Below are 17,721 nucleotides of genomic sequence, written 5' to 3' on the forward strand. Positions count from 1 at the left end.
GCTTGGGAAAGCGGCGCGCGCGCTGTTTTCCCAATCAATTTCACCCCAGAGGTTGTCAAAGATGGGTATCAAATGCGGCATCGTCGGCCTGCCCAACGTCGGCAAGTCGACCCTGTTCAACGCGCTGACCAAGGCGGGCATCGCCGCGGCGAACTTCCCGTTCTGCACCATCGAACCGAACGTCGGCATCGTGCCGGTGCCGGACCCGCGCCTGAACGAGCTGGCAGCGATCATCAACCCGCAGAAGGTCATTCCGACCGCCGTGGAATTCGTCGACATCGCCGGCCTGGTCGCCGGCGCTGCCAGCGGCGAAGGACTGGGCAACAAGTTCCTCGCGCACATCCGCGAAGTCGATGCGATCACCCACGTGGTGCGCTGCTTCGAGAACGCCGACGTCATCCATGTCAACAACAAGGTCGATCCCATTTCGGATATCGAAACCATCGATACCGAACTGGCCCTGGCTGATCTGGACAGCGTCGAGAAGGCGCTGAACCGCGCCGAGCGCGCTGCCAAGGGTGGCGACAAGGAGGCCGCCGCGCGCAAGCCGGTGCTGGCCAAGCTGCAGGCTGCGCTTTCTGACGGCAAGTCCGGCCGTTCGGTGGGTCTGGACGAGGAAGAGAAGGCGCTGGTGCGCGACCTGTTCCTGCTGACCCTGAAGCCGGTGATGTACATCGCCAACGTGCTGGAGGACGGGTTCGAGAACAACCCGCACCTGGAAGCCGTGCGCGCGCACGCTGCCGCCGAGGGCGCGCAGGTGGTACCGGTGTCCGCCGCGATCGAGGAAGAACTGTCGCAGCTTGACGACGAGGATCGCGACACGTTCCTGGCCGACCTGGGCCTGAGCGAGCCGGGCCTGAACCGCGTGATCAACGCGGCCTACAGCCTGCTGGGCTTGCAGACCTACTTCACTGCCGGCGTGAAGGAAGTCCGCGCCTGGACCGTGCGCAAGGGTGCCACCGCCCCGCAGGCCGCCGCGGTCATCCACACCGACTTCGAGAAGGGCTTCATCCGCGCCGAAACCATCGCGTATGACGACTTCATCAAGTACAAGGGCGAAGCCGGTGCCAAGGAAGCCGGTCGCCTGCGCCTGGAAGGCAAGGAATACCGCGTGCAGGAAGGCGACGTGCTGCACTTCCGCTTCAACGTCTGATCCAGCGGCATCGGATCGACCCCGGACGCCCCGCCTCGAGCGGGGCGTCCGCGTTTCCGGCATCCGTCCCTGCGCTGGACAAAAATTGACCATGCTCTGAAACGCCTGCAGCGCAACGTTCGCACACACTTGTCCACATCAAACCCCCACCGCTTTCCACGCGCGGTGTGGAAAACCCAGCGTGCCGCTGTAGAGCCGAGCCCATGCCCGGCTGATGCCAGCCGGAGCCGAGCATGGGCTCGGCTCTACAGAAGCTTGTCCGCACGCCGTGGACAAAATTTCACCGCGCTTGGAAACGCCTGCGCGACAACGCTCTCACCCACTTGTCCACATCAAGTTCCCATTGCCTTCCACGCGCCGTGTGGAAAACAATCGCGGCCGTGGATAAAAAATAACCACGCATGGAAACGCCTGAGGCGCAAGGCTCTCGCCTACTTGTCCACACCAAGCCCCCATCGCTTTCCACGCGTGGTGTGGAAAACCACGGCCGACAGCAGATTCCGATTTCGGACTTGTTGCATGGTGCGCGGCGCGGTGCTGCTTCAGGCTGACCTCTGACCCTTCCACTGACACGGGCGGCATCACGCCTGTGCGCGACCCGGAGAGTTGCTATGACGACGCGAACGTATGGGTGGGTAGTGGCGATCGCGGCCCTCGGGTTGCTTCTGGCCTACGGCTGCCAATACATGGTCGTGCGGCCTGCACGAGGGAGTGCATCAGCCCCGGAGTGCAGTGCGGTCAGCCTGTTGAGTGCCATGCGCGAGCGGCTGCGACCCGAAGCGGACTTCAGCGAAAGCGGAGGTATCTACCTGGACTCTGTTGACCCGGAGGATCCAGAGGCACTGATCGCCTATGCAGCACTGGGTCGTATCTGCCAGGAGCCAGCAGGACGACGCACCGATGAGGGGCAGGCCCTTGCCAGACGGCTTGCCCGGATCGCATCCAGCTTCATCGTCGGGGGAAGGCTAGAGCCCGGTCGCTACGTCCTGACCGCGGCCACGGATGGCTCCCGGGGCGATGAAGTGGTGGCAGTGTCACCGGAACACCTTGCACTGCTGCGGAGCATGAACACCCGCACGCTGGGGAGAGCAGTGATGCTGATGGACAGCAAGCGTCCCTACGGTGATATGCATTATTTCTACATCGACATGGCCCGCGCGCTGGGGGAGCCGGTTCCGCTGGACGCGAATGGTAATGCGACGTTCGCGCCGGGGGTGATTGCCCGGTACGACGAACTGCATGGACAGATGCTTGATGTGGTCCGTGTCTTCTGGCGCTTTGCGGAGCCGGCGCAGTCTACGTCCTGAGCGGAACTGCACGCGGAAGGTTGCGGAGGCCTGCGCCCCCGTCCTCCCGCCTGAGTTCAATGCAGCGGCACGCCTTACAGCGCGCTGCCGCCAAACTTGTGCGTGTACTGCAGATTGATCGTGCGGCCCACACTGTCGAACCAGGAGACGTCGTAGTACGGGTACGCCGTGTATGTGGCGTCCTTCGGCGGCATCTTGTTGAACATGTTGACCACAGACAGAGACAGGCGCGAGTGGTCGTCGAAGCGATACTGCACCGACGCGTTGTAGCGGTACGTGGCCCTGATGTACGGGCTGTCGCCGCTGTCCCAGTCGAACACCTGGTCGTAGCTGTCCGAGGTGGGCAGCTTGCCCAGTCGCGAACCGTACACGGTGGCCGACCACGCATCCTTTTCCCACGTCACACTGACGCTGCTCTTGGTGCGTGGGATGTCGAAGCCGCTGTTCACCGCGAACTGGTCCTCGATCGCATCGCCGGTGTAGCGCTGGAAATCGTGCTTCTTCACCCAGGTGTGGCTGCCGTTGAAGATGAAGTCACCGATACCGGTCTGCAGGCGGTAGCGCAGGCCCGCATCGATGCCTGAGGTCGACTCGCGTGCCACGTTGATCGGATTCACGTGCACCCCGTACAGGCGGCCGTCGGCGGTCCGGGTCACCCGCGCCAGTGCGTCCACGCAGGTCGGTGACGTGATGTCGGCGTCGCCCAGGCGGCAGTTCGCTTCACTGGCCAGGATCGTGCGCACGTCCATGTCCTGCACCTGCCTGCGCATGTCGATGTCGAACCAATCCACCGAAAGATCCAGCCCTGCGGCCGGCGACCAGACGAAGCCTGCGCTCCACGAGGTGCTGGTCTCCGGGTCCAGCTCGCGGTTGCCGCTGCGGCTGCGGATGACGTTGCGCTCGTAGTCCGAGCAGTCATCGGCCTGGTCGGCGCGGCAGCTGTACAGGTCCTCGGCGCTGGTTTCGTCGTTGCCGGGGCCGGCAAACACGTAGTGCAGGTCCGGGGCGCGGAAGGCCGTGCCGTACGAGCCGCGCACCAGCAGGCTCTCGACCGGGCGCCACTCAAGGCCGCCGCTCCAGGTCGCCTTGCCGATCGTGTGGCCGGAGTAGCGGTACTGGTCATAGCGACCGGCCACGCTCAGGTTGATCGTCTCGTGCAGCGGCATGCGCAGCTCGGCGGCCGTTGCCCAGCGGTTGCGCGAACCCTTGCCGTCGGAATCCTTCCAGCTGTAGTAGTAGTACTGGGTCGCCAGCGGATCGGGATTCAGCGCGTAGGCCTGCTGGCCCACTTCCACGGTCGCGGCAAAACCGGCATCGCCGCCGGGCAGGGCGAACAGCGAGCCGTTGGTCAGGGTGAGGGCGGCCGTCTCGGTGCGGGACTTCGGGGTATAGGTGGTGCGTGCGGCGATCGCGTCGTACTCGGCGCGGGTCAGCGGTCGGTACAGCCGCGACGGGTCGGCGTTGTAGATCGGGAAGCCGTCATCGTCCTCGCCCAGCTGCGGGCCCAGGAACAGGTCGTTGGCCCTGCCGGCGATGATCTGCGGCCAGCTGATCCGCGACTGGTACTGCGAATGGCTCAACGCCGCTTCGTAATCCCAGTTGCCGGCCAGGTTGCCCTTGAAGCCGGTGGTCACGCTGAAGGTCTTCTGCGTGCTGCGCACCATCGCGTTGCGCAGGCCACCCATTTCCTCGGGTGAGAACTGGCGCTGCCAGAACTCGATTTCGCCGGTGGCTTCGTTGCTGAAGTAGCCCGACTCGTCTCCGTCGGCGGCCATGCGGCCCCACGACGTCACATCGCGCATCAGCGCCAGCGTGTGGTAACCCATCTGCACGTCGGCGAACCACTGCTGGCCGTTGTCGAAGTCATAGCTCAGCGAGGCATAGCCGTTGGCGCCGCGGCGCTTGCTGAGGATGGTGCCGTAGCCGATCGACGCGTCGCTGCCGCAGTAGTAGCCATAGCGGGGGCGGAAGGCATGGTAGGTGCTGCCCTGGTTCTGTCCGCTCAGGGCATCGCAGGTGGCCGCGCCCGGATCCAGGTAGTCATCGTTGTAGTCGGTGCGCAGGTAGGCACGGCGGGCGATGCGCGAGCCCTCGGTCGGCCCGTCCTGGGTCGAATCCTGGATGTCGCGCTCATAGGCCCACAGCGGCGTCTGCGACTGCAGCTCCACGCTGTACACCGCATTGAAGCGGCCCGCGCTGAACCCGCTGGACAGACTCATGTCGAAGGAATCGCCACCGCCTTCACTGGTGGCACCCATGCGCACGTCGACCGTGGTGCCGTCGGCCTTCTTCTTGAGGATGAAGTTGACCACGCCGGCGATCGCGTCCGAACCATAGATGGCCGAGGCGCTGCCGGTCAGTACTTCGATGCGGTCGATCATGCCCAGCGGAATGTTGGACACGTCGGTGAAGTTGCTGCGGCCCTGGAACGGCATCGGGAAATCGGCGATGCGGCGGCCGTTGACCAGCACCAGGGTGTGGTTGGGTCCCAGCCCGCGCAGGTCGACCTGCTGTGCACCCGGCGAGAAGTCGGCGCCGCTGGAGGATTGCTGGCTCTGCGTCTCGCCACCGTTCTGGGTCATTGCCCGCAGCACGTCCGGCACGGTGGTGAAGCCGCTGGAACGGATCTGTTCGGCGTCGATCACCGTGATCGGGGCAGGGCCCTCGACCTGGGCGCGCGGAATGCGTGAGCCGGTGACCTGCACCGCATCGAGCTGCCGTACCGGAGAGGAGGCCGGAGCCTGGGCCGCCGCAGAAGCAGCAAGGCCCATCAACGCCAGCTGGATCGACCACGCCATCGCCTGTCTACGCATGAGAAGTTCCCGGAAGTAATGCCGGCCCGCAGAGGAGGGGCCCATCCCCCATTCAGATTTCCGCAATGGGCGCCGGCATTTAACGCCTTTTTCATGCCCTTGACTACTGATGACCCATCTGGCAAAGAGTGAAAACGCTTGCAGGTCGTTTCTGTTCAGGGAGATCAAGATGCGACGGTTCCATCGAAGGCTGCGTCACGTGCTTGCCGGCCTGGCAGTGCTGGTTCTCCTGGGCTCGCCGCTGGCCGCGTCCGCGCAGGACCTGCAGGGGCCGGGATTCGCCTATTACGAGACCGGCGATCTCGATGCCCCGCGACCGGGGCCGAGGGCGCCGGCGATGATGCTGATGGGCGGCGGAGAGTGGGTGCCGGAGGCGTTCCAGTGGTGGTTGAAGCAGGCCGGCAATGGCCGCGTGCTGATCCTGCGCGCCTCCGGCAGCGACGAGCTGCAGGAGCGTCTGCACCATGACATCGGCGGCACCACCGCCGTGCAGACCCTGGTGTTCGACAGCCGTCGTGGCGCCGACGACCCGGCCGTACTGCGGGTGGTGGCCGCGGCCGACGCCATCTTCATCGCCGGCGGCGACCAGTCGCGCTACATCCGCTTCTGGAAGGGGACCGCACTCAACCGCGCGCTCAATGCCCACGTCCGTGCCGGCAAACCGATCGCCGGCACCAGTGCCGGATTGGCGATCCTCGGTGGCTATGCCTACGGCGCGCTTGACGGTGGCAGCGTCACCTCCGCCGCCGCGCTGGCCGACCCGATGGGCAGCGCGGTGACGATGGACAGTGGCTTCCTGCAGATGCCTTATCTGCAGCGGGTGGTCACCGACACCCACTTCGACCGGCGTGATCGTCTCGGTCGCCTGATCGTGCTCGTCGCCCGTGCCGCGCAGGACAGTGGCGACCCGGACATGATCGGCATCGGCGTGGACGAAGACACCGCGCTGTGCGTGGAGCCTGACGGACGCGCGCAGGTGTACAGCGCCGATGGTCATGGCAGGGTCTGGGTGGTCCGCCCGGGACGTGGCGCGGACCGGCTCACGCAGGGCGAACCGCTGCGTTTCCACGCTGTGCCGGTTACCGTGGTGGCAAGCGGTGGCCGCATGCGGCTGGACGACTTCCAGGCCGACGCCGACTATCACGCAGCGGTCGATGTTGACGGTGGCCGGATTGAACTGATCCGTCGCTGACCGCTGCTGCCGGCCGCGCGCCGGCGCTTCCCTTTGGGCATCTCGTCGAGCCTGCTCGATGCCATCGCTTCCATTTCCGGAGATATCGATGAAGCTTCATCTGGCGCTGTCTGCGCTGCTGTCCCTGCCGTTGCTCGCCCATGCTGCGCCGGATGCGTCGCCCCTGCTGGTCATCCATGGCGGTGCCGGCGTCGAGCGCAAGGATCTGTCCGCCGCCGAGGAGAAGGCGGCACGTGCGGCACTCCGTGCGGCGCTGCTGAAGGGGCATGCCGAGCTGGCAGCCGGTCGCCCTGCACTGGCGGCGGTCACCGCAGCGATCACCGTTCTCGAGGACGATCCCACGTTCAATGCCGGCAAAGGCGCGGTGTTCACCCACGACGGGCGCAACGAGCTGGACGCGGCCGTGATGGATGGCGCCACCCAGGCGGCCGGCGCGGTGGCCGGCGTGCAGCGCGTACGCAACCCGATCCTGCTGGCAACGGCCGTGATGCAGGAATCGAAACACGTGATGATGGTCGGGCAGGGCGCTGAGGCGTTCGCCGTCGAGCAGGGCATGACCCTGGTCGATCCTTCGTACTTCCGCACCGACAAGCGCTGGCAGCAGCTGCAGCGCGCACTGAAGGAGGAGGCCGGCGGCCAGGCCCACGCCGACCTGGAAACGGCCCGGCACTTCGGCACGGTCGGTGCGGTTGCGCTGGATGCGCAGGGGCGCCTGGCAGCGGGGACCTCCACCGGAGGAATGACCAACAAGCGCTACGGGCGCGTCGGCGATTCGCCGATCATCGGCGCCGGCACCTGGGCCGATGCACGCTGTGCGGTGTCGGGAACCGGGTGGGGCGAGTACTACATCCGCACCGCTGCCGCGCACGAGATCTGCGCGCGTATCCGCTACCAGGGCCAGTCGCCGGCGGAGGCGGGCAGGGGCGTGATCAACGAGGCGATTCCGCAGATGGGTGGGGATGGCGGTGCGATCGTGCTCTCCGCCGATGGAAAAGCGGCCACGCCGTTCAACACCCAGGGCATGTATCGCGGCTGGATCGGTGCCGACGGCGTTCCGCATGTGGCGATCTTCGCCGACGAGGCCTTGGCACTGCCCGGGCAATAGGCTTGCGTATCAAAGGGTTTGCGACGCATGTGAAAAAAAGTGAAAAAAAGCGTTGACAGGCCCCCGCTTCATCTCCAGAATTGCGGGCTCACCACCACACACCGCAACGCTTCGGCGGCACGGGATGGGGTTGAAACGGAGGGATACCCAAGCGGCCAACGGGGGCAGACTGTAAATCTGCTGGCTTACGCCTTCGGTGGTTCGAATCCACCTCCCTCCACCAGCTTCACGTTGTGGCACTTCCCGGTGCGGGAGTAGTTCAATGGTAGAACCTCAGCCTTCCAAGCTGATGGTGCGGGTTCGATTCCCGTCTCCCGCTCCATTGAATGAACTTTGAATATTATCGAGTTCATGCCATAATGCAAAACTCGCTCACGTAGCTCAGTCGGTAGAGCACTTCCTTGGTAAGGAAGAGGTCGAAGGTTCGATTCCTTTCGTGAGCACCATCTTCAGCACCACACCAGACGAATTCGAGATAAGCAGCCATGGCCAAGGGTAAGTTCGAGCGCACCAAGCCGCACGTCAACGTCGGCACCATCGGTCACGTCGACCACGGCAAGACCACGCTGACCGCCGCGCTGACCAAGATCGGCGCCGAGCGCTTCGGTGGCGAGTTCAAGGCGTATGACGCCATCGACGCCGCACCGGAAGAAAAGGCTCGTGGCATCACGATCTCGACCGCGCACGTCGAATACGAATCCCCGACCCGTCACTACGCCCACGTTGACTGCCCGGGCCACGCTGACTACGTCAAGAACATGATCACCGGTGCCGCCCAGATGGACGGCGCGATCCTGGTGTGCTCGGCCGCTGACGGCCCGATGCCGCAGACCCGCGAGCACATCCTGCTGTCGCGTCAGGTCGGCGTGCCGTACATCGTGGTGTTCCTGAACAAGGCTGACATGGTCGACGACGCCGAGCTGCTCGAGCTGGTCGAAATGGAAGTGCGCGAACTGCTGAGCAAGTACGAGTTCCCGGGCGACGACACCCCGATCATCTCGGGTTCGGCCCGCCTGGCGCTGGAAGGCGACCAGAGCGAGATCGGCGTGCCGGCGATCCTGAAGCTGGTCGACGCGCTGGACACCTGGATTCCGGAGCCGGAGCGTGCGATCGACAAGCCGTTCCTGATGCCGGTGGAAGACGTGTTCTCGATCTCGGGCCGCGGCACCGTGGTGACCGGTCGTATCGAGCGCGGCGTGATCAAGGTTGGTGACGAAATCGAAATCGTCGGTATCCGTCCGACCCAGAAGACCACCGTGACCGGCGTGGAAATGTTCCGCAAGCTGCTGGACCAGGGCCAGGCAGGCGACAACGCCGGTCTGCTGCTGCGCGGCACCAAGCGTGACGACGTCGAGCGCGGCCAGGTTCTGGCCAAGCCGGGTTCGATCACCCCGCACACCGAGTTCGAAGGCGAAGTGTACGTGCTGTCGAAGGACGAGGGCGGCCGTCACACCCCGTTCTTCAACGGCTACCGCCCGCAGTTCTACTTCCGCACCACCGACATCACCGGCGCTGCCAAGCTGCCGGAAGGCGTGGAAATGGTGATGCCGGGTGACAACGTCAAGATGACCGTGACCCTGATCAACCCGGTCGCGATGGACGAAGGCCTGCGCTTCGCCATCCGCGAAGGTGGCCGCACCGTCGGCGCCGGCGTGGTCTCGAAGATCATCAAGTAAGCCTGCAGTACCGGCGGTTGCATAGCGCTGCCGGTCGCGCGAGTGGCGGGCCGGGAACCTCGGTCCGCCTTCGCCGTCTAAGGGAAGGCAAGTTTCAAAACGTACGCCAGTAGCTCAATTGGCAGAGCAGCGGTCTCCAAAACCGCAGGTTGGGGGTTCGAGTCCCTCCTGGCGTGCCATCTGCCCACCTTATCCAGCGGCTCTTGCCGCTAAAGCAGACACACCGGATGAATAGCAAGATCGAACATTCCAAGGACACCTCCGCCAGCGGTGGAGATATCGTCAAGTACGTTGCCGCATCCCTGCTGGTGCTGGCGGGTCTGTTCGTCTGGTTCTGGTTCTCCGCCGACTCCGGTCGCGCCGCCCAGCTGGGCGCGTGGGCGGGTCAGCTGCGTGCGTTGGCGGTCGTGGTCGGTCTGGTTGGCGGTATCGGCGTGTTCATGCTGACCGGCAAGGGGCGCGACACCCGCGAATTCCTCTCCGAGTCGCGCTTCGAACTGCGCAAGGTGGTCTGGCCGACGCGCCAGGAAGCCGTTCGCATGACCTGGGTCGTGATTGTCGTGGTGCTCATCCTCAGCCTGCTGCTGGGTGGCTTCGACTTCCTGATCCAGAAACTGACTCAGTGGTTCCTGAGCCGCTAAGGAGAATTGCATGAAGCGTTGGTACGTCGTTCACGCCTATTCGGGCTTCGAGAAGTCGGTGGCGCAGGCTCTGCGTGATCGCATCGTCCGTGATGGCATGGAAGAGCGCTTCGGCGACGTCCTGGTTCCGACCGAGGAAGTGATCGAGATGCGCGCCGGCCAGAAGCGCCGGTCCGAGCGCAAGTTCTTCCCGGGTTACGTGCTGGTCCAGATCGAGACCCACGAAGAAGCCGGTATTCCGCGCATCGACAACGAAAGCTGGCACTTGGTCAAGGAAACCCCGCGCGTGATGGGCTTCATCGGCGGTACCGCCGATCGTCCGCTGCCGATTGCCGATTCCGAAGCCGAGTCCATCCTGAACCGCGTTCAGGAAGGTGTCGAGAAGCCGCGTCCGAAGGTGCTGTTCGAGCCGGGCCAGATGGTCCGCGTCACCGATGGTCCGTTCAACGATTTCAATGGTGTGGTCGAAGAAGTCAACTACGAGAAGAGCCGTCTGCGCGTCTCGGTGCTGATCTTCGGTCGTGCCACCCCGGTCGAGCTCGAGTTCGGCCAGGTCGAGAAGCAGACCGGCTGATGCCCGGTGATGCTGCCGGCCACGGGCTGGCAGCCTTCAGGTCGCCCTCCCTGTTCAGACAGGGCGCCCAAAATCTGATATAGTGCGCGGCTCCCCGCTGGGAAGCCAGCAGGACGAGGCCACCGCAAGGTGGCCTTCGGCATGATTTCAAAACGCGATGCCGGGACGCGTGATTCCCGGTCCGATGGGGAGCCTGTTGTCGAAAGGCGCTAGCACCCGGAGAGTACTCACATGGCAAAGAAAGTTGTCGGTTACATCAAGCTGCAGGTGAAGGCCGGTCAGGCCAACCCCTCGCCGCCGGTCGGTCCTGCGCTGGGTCAGCGCGGCCTGAACATCATGGAATTCTGCAAGGCGTTCAACGCTGCCACGCAGAAGCTCGAGCCGGGTCTGCCGGTTCCGGTGATCATCACGGCCTACTCGGACCGTACGTTCACCTTCATCACCAAGAGCACCCCGGCCACCACCCTGCTGAAGAAGGCCGCTGGCATCTCGTCGGGCTCCAAGCGCCCGAACACCGAGAAGGTCGGCAAGGTCACCCGTAAGCAGCTGGAAGAGATCGCCAAGGCGAAGGAACCGGACCTGACTGCCGCCGACCTGGACGCCGCCGTGCGTACCATCGCTGGCTCTGCCCGTTCCATGGGCCTCGTGGTGGAGGGTTAAGAAGATGGCACAGACCAAGCGTGAGAAGGCCATCAAGGCCGCCGTCGTTCCGGGCAAGGCTTACGCCTTCGAGGACGCGATCAACATCCTGAAGAGCGCCACCAAGGCCAAGTTCGTCGAGTCGATCGACGTTGCTGTGCGCCTGGGCGTCGACGCGAAGAAGTCCGACCAGCAGGTCCGTGGCTCCACCGTCCTGCCGGCCGGTACCGGCAAGTCGGTCCGCGTTGCCGTGTTCGCTCCGGCCGGTGCCAAGGCTGATGAAGCCCTGGCCGCTGGCGCCGAAGCCGTCGGCATGGATGACCTGGCCGAGAAGATGCAGGCCGGCGATCTGAACTACGACGTCGTCATCGCGACCCCGGACGCCATGCGCGTTGTCGGTAAGCTGGGCACCGTGCTGGGCCCGCGCGGCCTGATGCCGAACCCGAAGGTCGGCACCGTTTCCCCGAACCCGGGTGAAGCCGTGAAGAACGCCAAGTCGGGCCAGGTCCGTTACCGCACCGACAAGGCTGGCATCATCCACTGCACCATCGGCAAGGCCGACTTCGCCGAAGACGCGCTGAAGTCGAACCTGACCGCGCTGCTGCTGGACCTGATCAAGGCCAAGCCGGCCACCTCGAAGGGCACCTACCTGCAGAAGGTTTCGGTCAGCTCGACGATGGGCCCGGGCGTCACCGTCGACCAGTCGTCGCTGACCCTGAAGTAATTGTTTCAAGCGGTCACGGTACTTTCGGGTGCCGTGACCGTGACATTTGAAGGCATCGCAGGCAGCCCACCGCCTGCGGTAGCCGTCAAAGACCGCAGGCGCGGTCGTGGCAGGGCCGGCGACGGGCACGGAAGCTCGATATGGCAGGGAGTCGCCGCCGGAACAGTCATGAACGCTTAATCGATTCCCCGGAATCACCCTGCGTAGATGGTGCCCTTCTGGAGTTTTTCTGGTTCACGCACGTCTGGGTTTCCCAGGTTGGCCCACTCCAGGTCTAGAACGGCCCACCCCCCGGAACATCATCCTGGTGTTCCCGGCGTCCAGGACGGATGCCGCACAGGACCGCACACGGCAGGAGCCGTAAGCGGAGTTCAATTGGAGGAGTGCAATGGCTCTCAATCTGTCCCAGAAGCAAGAAGTAGTCGCCGAGCTGGCAGACGTCGCCGCCAAGGCCCACTCCTTGATCGCAGCCGAATACGCTGGCACCACGGTCGCCCAGATGACCGCGATGCGCAAGCAGGCTCGTGAAACCGGTGTTTTCTTGAAGGTTGTCAAGAACACCCTGGCTTCGCGCGCCGTTGAAGGCACCGAGTTCGCCGTGGCCCAGGACCAGATGGTTGGTCCGCTGCTGTACGCGTTCTCGCTCGAGGAGCCCGGCGCTGCCGGTCGCCTGATCAAGGAAGCCGCCAAGGGCAACGACAAGCTGAAGGCTAAGGTCGTCGCCATCGGTGGCGAAGTGTTCCCGGCAAGCCACGTCGACGTGCTGGCCTCGCTGCCGACCCGCGATCAGGCCCTGGCCATGCTGGCCCGCGTCCTGACCGAGCCGGTCACGATGTTCGCCCGCGCCATCAAGGCTGTTGGCGAGAAGCAGGGTGGTGGCGAAAGCGCCGCTGCCGAGCCGGCCGCCGAGACCGCCTGAGTTTCGACTTACCGTGGTTCCTGACGGAACCTCAACCCAGAAAATCATCCAAAGGTATTAATCATGTCCCTTACCAACGAACAGATCGTCGACGCCATCGCCGAGAAGTCCCTGATGGAAGTGATGGAGCTGGTCAAGGCCATCGAAGAGAAGTTCGGCGTCTCCGCCGCTGCTCCGGTTGCCGTGGCTGCTGCCGCTGGCCCGGCCGCTGCTGTTGAAGAGCAGACCGAGTTCACCGTCACCCTGAAGTCGGCCGGCGAGAAGAAGGTCGAAGTCATCAAGGCCGTCCGCGCCATCACCGGCCTGGGCCTGAAGGAAGCGAAGGACCTGGCCGAAGCCGGTGGCGTCCTGAAGGAAGGCGCTTCGAAGGACGACGCCGAGAAGATGAAGAAGGACCTGGAAGCTGCTGGCGCGACTGTCGAAGTCAAGTAAGCACTTCCTTTGCATCGTCATCGATTCTCGGCGATGCAGCCAAGGCTGGGGGCGTAAGCCCCCGGCCTTTGGTCGTTGTTGCAGGCCCGCGTACTGCGCGGGTGGAATCAGGCGGTAGAAAGCCCAACACGGGCTGCGGTCAAATCCCGGCACGCCCGCGCATCGCGCGGCAGCAGGGAAGTAGATGCAGACGAGTTGGCAGTTGGAAGTAGCGGGAGAAGGCGTGCTGGTGCCGGCAATACCAGCGACTTCCAACTGACAATTTCAAAGTTCCCTTCAGGGTCGTGGACGCACGGCCCGCACAACAAGGTGGAAGACCTCATGACGTCCTATTCGTTCACCGAAAAGAAGCGTATCCGCAAGGATTTCGGCAAGCAGCGCTCGATTCTCGAAGTGCCGTTCCTGCTCGCGATCCAGGTGGATTCCTACCGTGATTTCCTGCAGGAGAACATCGATCCGGCCAAGCGTGCCGATCATGGCCTGCACGCCGCGCTGAAGTCGGTCTTCCCGATCGCCAGCTACAGCGGCAATGCCGCCCTGGAGTACGTCGGCTACAAGCTGGGCGAGCCGGTCTTCGACGAACGTGAATGCCGCCAGCGCGGCATGAGCTACGGCGCTCCGCTGCGCGTGACCGTGCGCCTGGTGATCTACGACCGCGAGTCGTCGACCAAGGCCATCAAGTACGTGAAGGAGCAGGAGGTCTATCTGGGCGAAATCCCGCTGATGACCGAGAACGGCACCTTCATCGTCAACGGCACCGAGCGCGTCATCGTCTCGCAGCTGCACCGCTCGCCGGGCGTGTTCTTCGACCACGACCGCGGCAAGACCCACAGCTCGGGCAAGCTGCTGTACAGCGCCCGCATCATTCCCTACCGCGGTTCCTGGCTGGACTTCGAGTTCGACCCGAAGGACGCGCTGTTCACCCGTATCGACCGCCGCCGCAAGCTGCCGGTGTCGATCCTGCTGCGCGCGCTTGGCTACAGCAACGAAGAGATGCTGGCCGAGTTCTTCGAGATCAACACCTTCCACATCAACCCGGATGAAGGCGTCCAGCTGGAGCTGGTGCCGGAGCGCCTGCGTGGCGAAACCCTGGGCTTCGACCTCGCCGACGGCGACAAGGTCATCGTGGAAGCCGGCAAGCGCATCACCGCGCGCCACATCAAGCAGCTGGAAGCCTCGGGCATTGCGGCCCTGGCCGTGCCGGACGACTACCTGGTCGGCCGCATCCTGTCGCACGACGTGGTTGATGCCTCGACCGGCGAACTGCTGGCCCAGGCCAATGACGAGATCAGCGAAGAGCAGCTGCAGAACTTCCGCAAGGCAGGCGTCGATGCGGTCGGTACCCTGTGGGTGAACGACCTGGATCGTGGTCCGTACCTGTCCAACACCCTGCGCATCGATCCGACCAAGACCCAGCTGGAAGCACTGGTCGAGATCTACCGCATGATGCGTCCGGGCGAGCCGCCGACCAAGGACGCCGCGCAGAACCTGTTCCACAACCTGTTCTTCACCTTCGAGCGCTACGACCTGTCCGCGGTCGGCCGCATGAAGTTCAACCGTCGCGTGGGCCGCAAGGAAACCACCGGCGAAGCCGTGCTGTACGACAGCAAGTACTTCGGTGAGCGCAACGACGAAGAGTCCAAGCGCCTGGTCGCTGCCCATGGCGACAGCTCCGACATCCTGGACGTGATCAAGGTCCTGACCGAGATCCGCAATGGTCGCGGCGTGGTCGACGACATCGATCATCTGGGCAACCGTCGCGTGCGTTCGGTCGGTGAAATGGCCGAGAACGTGTTCCGCGTCGGCCTGGTCCGCGTCGAGCGCGCGGTCAAGGAACGCCTGTCGATGGCCGAGTCCGAAGGCCTGACGCCGCAGGAACTGATCAACGCCAAGCCGGTCGCTGCCGCCATCAAGGAGTTCTTCGGCTCCTCGCAGCTGTCGCAGTTCATGGATCAGAACAACCCGCTGTCGGAAGTGACCCACAAGCGTCGCGTCTCGGCCCTGGGCCCGGGCGGCCTGACCCGTGAGCGCGCCGGCTTCGAAGTGCGCGACGTGCACCCGACCCACTACGGCCGCGTCTGCACCATCGAAACGCCGGAAGGCCCGAACATCGGCCTGATCAACTCGCTGGCCGTGTACGCCCGCACCAACCAGTACGGTTTCCTCGAGACCCCGTACCGCAAGGTCGTGGACGGCAAGGTCTCCGACGAGATCGAGTTCCTGTCGGCGATCGAGGAAAACGAGTACGTCATCGCCCAGGCCAACGCCCTGACCGATGCCAAGAGCATGCTGACCGAGCAGTTCGTGCCGTGCCGCTACCAGGGCGAGTCGCTGCTGAAGCCGCCGGCGGAGGTCCACTTCATGGACGTCTCGCCGATGCAGACCGTGTCGATCGCGGCCGCGCTGGTGCCGTTCCTGGAGCACGATGACGCCAACCGCGCACTGATGGGCGCGAACATGCAGCGTCAGGCCGTGCCGACCCTGCGTTCGCAGAAGCCGCTGGTCGGCACCGGCATCGAGCGCGCCGTGGCGCGTGACTCCGGTGTGACCGTGAACGCCCGTCGTGGCGGTGAGATCGTGCAGATCGACGCTGCCCGCATCGTGGTCAAGGTGGTCGAGGAAGAGATCGTCGGTGCCACCGACGCCGGCGTCGACATCTACAACCTGGTCAAGTACACCCGTTCCAACCAGAACACCTGCATCAACCAGCGTCCGCTGGTCCAGGTGGGTGACGTCATCGCCCGCGGCGACGTGCTGGCCGACGGTCCGTCCACCGACATCGGCGAACTGGCTCTGGGCCAGAACATGCTGATCGCGTTCATGCCGTGGAACGGCTACAACTTCGAAGACTCCATCCTCCTCTCCGAACGCGTGGTGGAAGAGGATCGCTACACCACGATCCACATCGAAGAGCTGACCTGCGTCGCGCGCGACACCAAGCTGGGGCCGGAGGAAATCTCCGCCGACATCCCGAACGTTTCCGAGCAGGCGCTGAACCGCCTGGACGAGAGCGGCGTGGTGTACATCGGTGCGGAAGTCCGCGCCGGCGACATCCTGGTCGGCAAGGTCACGCCGAAGGGCGAGAGCCAGCTGACCCCGGAAGAGAAGCTGCTGCGCGCGATCTTCGGCGAGAAGGCTTCGGACGTTAAGGACAGCTCGCTGCGCGTTCCGCCGGGCATGGACGGCACCGTCATCGACGTGCAGGTCTTCACCCGCGACGGCATCGAGAAGGACAAGCGTGCGCGCCAGATCGAAGAGTCGGAGATCAAGCGCGTCAAGAAGGACTTCGACGACCAGTTCCGCATCCTGGAAGCCGCCATCTACATGCGTCTGCGTTCGCAGATCGTCGGCAAGGTGGTCAACGGCGGTGCCGGCCTAAAGAAGGGTGACGTCATCACCGACGCGTACCTGGACGGCCTGAAGAAGGCTGACTGGTTCGTGCTGCGCATGAAGGACGAGGACGCTTCGGAAGCCATCGAGCGCGCCCAGAAGCAGATCCAGGCGCACGAGAAGGAATTCGAGCGTCGCTTCGCCGACAAGCGCGGCAAGATCACCGCAGGCGACGACCTGGCTCCGGGCGTGCTGAAGATGGTCAAGGTGTTCCTGGCCGTGAAGCGCCGCATCCAGCCGGGCGACAAGATGGCGGGTCGCCACGGCAACAAGGGTGTGGTGTCCAACGTGGTGCCGGTCGAGGACATGCCGTACATGGCCTCGGGCGAAACCGTGGACATCGTGCTGAACCCGCTGGGCGTGCCGTCGCGTATGAACATCGGCCAGATCCTGGAAGTGCACCTGGGTTGGGCCGCCAAGGGCCTGGGCCGCAAGATCCAGGCGATGCTGGAAGCCCAGGCGGCCGTTGCCGACCTGCGCCGGTTCCTGGACGACATCTACAACCACGATGACACCAACGTGGCCAACCGTGTCGACCTGTCGCAGTTCAGCGACGAGGAGCTGCTGCGCCTGGCCCGTAACCTCACCGACGGCGTGCCGATGGCCACCCCGGTGTTCGACGGTGCCACCGAAGCGGAAATCAAGCGCATGCTGGAACTGGCCGATCTGCCGAGCAGTGGCCAGACCCAGCTGTACGACGGCCGCACCGGTGAAGCGTTCGATCGCCACACCACCGTGGGTTACATGCACTACCTGAAGCTGAACCACCTGGTCGACGACAAGATGCACGCGCGTTCGACCGGTCCGTACTCGCTCGTCACCCAGCAGCCGCTGGGCGGCAAGGCGCAGTTCGGTGGCCAGCGCTTCGGTGAAATGGAAGTCTGGGCGCTGGAAGCCTACGGCGCGGCCTACACCCTGCAGGAAATGCTGACGGTGAAGTCCGATGACGTGCAGGGCCGCAACCAGATGTACAAGAACATCGTCGACGGTGAGCACGAGATGGTCGCGGGCATGCCGGAATCCTTCAACGTGCTCGTGAAGGAAATCCGCTCGCTGGCCATCAACATGGAACTGGAAGACAACTGATCCATGCCGGCGCGGCGGCTCTCTCCGCCGCGCCGCTGGCAGTGACCTGAAAGCCCATCGACACAGCATT

At 64.4% G+C, this 17,721-nt stretch carries 13 protein-coding genes and 4 tRNA genes; 16 read left to right on the forward strand and 1 reads right to left on the reverse strand.

Going from position 1 to position 17,721, the window contains the following annotated elements; genetic code table 11:
* The first annotated feature begins 61 nt into the window (after positions 1-61).
* Positions 62-1,153 carry a redox-regulated ATPase YchF gene (gene ychF / locus ACZK08_RS03500; RefSeq protein ID WP_053520317.1) on the forward strand — a complete coding sequence of 364 codons (1,092 nt, stop codon included), beginning with the start codon at positions 62-64 and terminating at the stop codon, positions 1,151-1,153.
* Between the two features lie 611 nt (positions 1,154-1,764).
* Positions 1,765-2,460: a hypothetical protein gene (locus ACZK08_RS03505; RefSeq protein ID WP_065182865.1), complete on the forward strand. Its 696-nt coding sequence runs from the start codon at positions 1,765-1,767 to the stop codon at positions 2,458-2,460.
* Positions 2,461-2,534: 74 nt separating this feature from the next.
* Here ACZK08_RS03505 and ACZK08_RS03510 read toward each other — a convergent pair whose 3' ends face one another.
* The gene (locus tag ACZK08_RS03510; protein ID WP_065182866.1) at positions 2,535-5,273 is read right to left on the reverse strand and encodes a TonB-dependent receptor plug domain-containing protein; all 2,739 of its coding nucleotides are present in this window, start codon (positions 5,271-5,273) and stop codon (positions 2,535-2,537) included.
* Positions 5,274-5,442: 169 nt separating this feature from the next.
* On the opposite strand from ACZK08_RS03510, the gene ACZK08_RS03515 reads away from it, so the two are divergent.
* The 14 genes from ACZK08_RS03515 (at position 5,443) to rpoB (ending at position 17,651) form a co-directional block, all read left to right on the forward strand.
* Positions 5,443-6,465 (forward strand): cyanophycinase, encoded by a 1,023-nt coding sequence (locus ACZK08_RS03515; protein ID WP_478452472.1) that lies wholly within the window; start codon positions 5,443-5,445, stop codon positions 6,463-6,465.
* 88 nt (positions 6,466-6,553) lie between these two features.
* Positions 6,554-7,570: an isoaspartyl peptidase/L-asparaginase family protein gene (locus tag ACZK08_RS03520; RefSeq protein ID WP_065182867.1), complete on the forward strand. Its 1,017-nt coding sequence runs from the start codon at positions 6,554-6,556 to the stop codon at positions 7,568-7,570.
* Between the two features lie 137 nt (positions 7,571-7,707).
* A tRNA-Tyr gene (locus ACZK08_RS03525) sits at positions 7,708-7,793 on the forward strand.
* Positions 7,794-7,818: 25 nt separating this feature from the next.
* Positions 7,819-7,892, forward strand: a tRNA-Gly gene (locus ACZK08_RS03530).
* A 48-nt stretch (positions 7,893-7,940) separates the two neighbouring features.
* Positions 7,941-8,016: transfer RNA gene (locus tag ACZK08_RS03535), tRNA-Thr, on the forward strand.
* A gap of 39 nt (positions 8,017-8,055) precedes the next feature.
* Positions 8,056-9,246, forward strand: coding sequence for an elongation factor Tu (gene tuf / locus ACZK08_RS03540; protein WP_065176003.1), 1,191 nt, complete (start codon positions 8,056-8,058; stop codon positions 9,244-9,246).
* 103 nt (positions 9,247-9,349) lie between these two features.
* Positions 9,350-9,425 (forward strand) — tRNA-Trp (locus tag ACZK08_RS03545).
* A 48-nt stretch (positions 9,426-9,473) separates the two neighbouring features.
* Entirely contained in the window at positions 9,474-9,887 is a 414-nt protein-coding gene (secE, locus tag ACZK08_RS03550) for a preprotein translocase subunit SecE (protein ID WP_053519951.1), read from the forward strand.
* Between the two features lie 10 nt (positions 9,888-9,897).
* On the forward strand, positions 9,898-10,461 hold the full coding sequence (nusG, locus tag ACZK08_RS03555; RefSeq protein ID WP_053519952.1) for a transcription termination/antitermination protein NusG: 564 nt from the start codon (positions 9,898-9,900) through the stop codon (positions 10,459-10,461).
* A 231-nt stretch (positions 10,462-10,692) separates the two neighbouring features.
* Positions 10,693-11,121: a 50S ribosomal protein L11 gene (rplK, locus tag ACZK08_RS03560; protein ID WP_004145248.1), complete on the forward strand. Its 429-nt coding sequence runs from the start codon at positions 10,693-10,695 to the stop codon at positions 11,119-11,121.
* Positions 11,122-11,125: 4 nt separating this feature from the next.
* Positions 11,126-11,824, forward strand: coding sequence for a 50S ribosomal protein L1 (rplA, locus tag ACZK08_RS03565; protein WP_004154350.1), 699 nt, complete (start codon positions 11,126-11,128; stop codon positions 11,822-11,824).
* Positions 11,825-12,212: 388 nt separating this feature from the next.
* Entirely contained in the window at positions 12,213-12,743 is a 531-nt protein-coding gene (gene rplJ, locus ACZK08_RS03570) for a 50S ribosomal protein L10 (RefSeq protein ID WP_065182868.1), read from the forward strand.
* 63 nt (positions 12,744-12,806) lie between these two features.
* On the forward strand, positions 12,807-13,175 hold the full coding sequence (gene rplL, locus ACZK08_RS03575) for a 50S ribosomal protein L7/L12 (protein WP_053519954.1): 369 nt from the start codon (positions 12,807-12,809) through the stop codon (positions 13,173-13,175).
* Between the two features lie 321 nt (positions 13,176-13,496).
* Positions 13,497-17,651 (forward strand): DNA-directed RNA polymerase subunit beta, encoded by a 4,155-nt coding sequence (gene rpoB / locus ACZK08_RS03580; protein WP_053519955.1) that lies wholly within the window; start codon positions 13,497-13,499, stop codon positions 17,649-17,651.
* Positions 17,652-17,721 lie beyond the last annotated feature (70 nt).

Source organism: Stenotrophomonas sp. 112478_Sma (genome assembly GCF_056479905.1).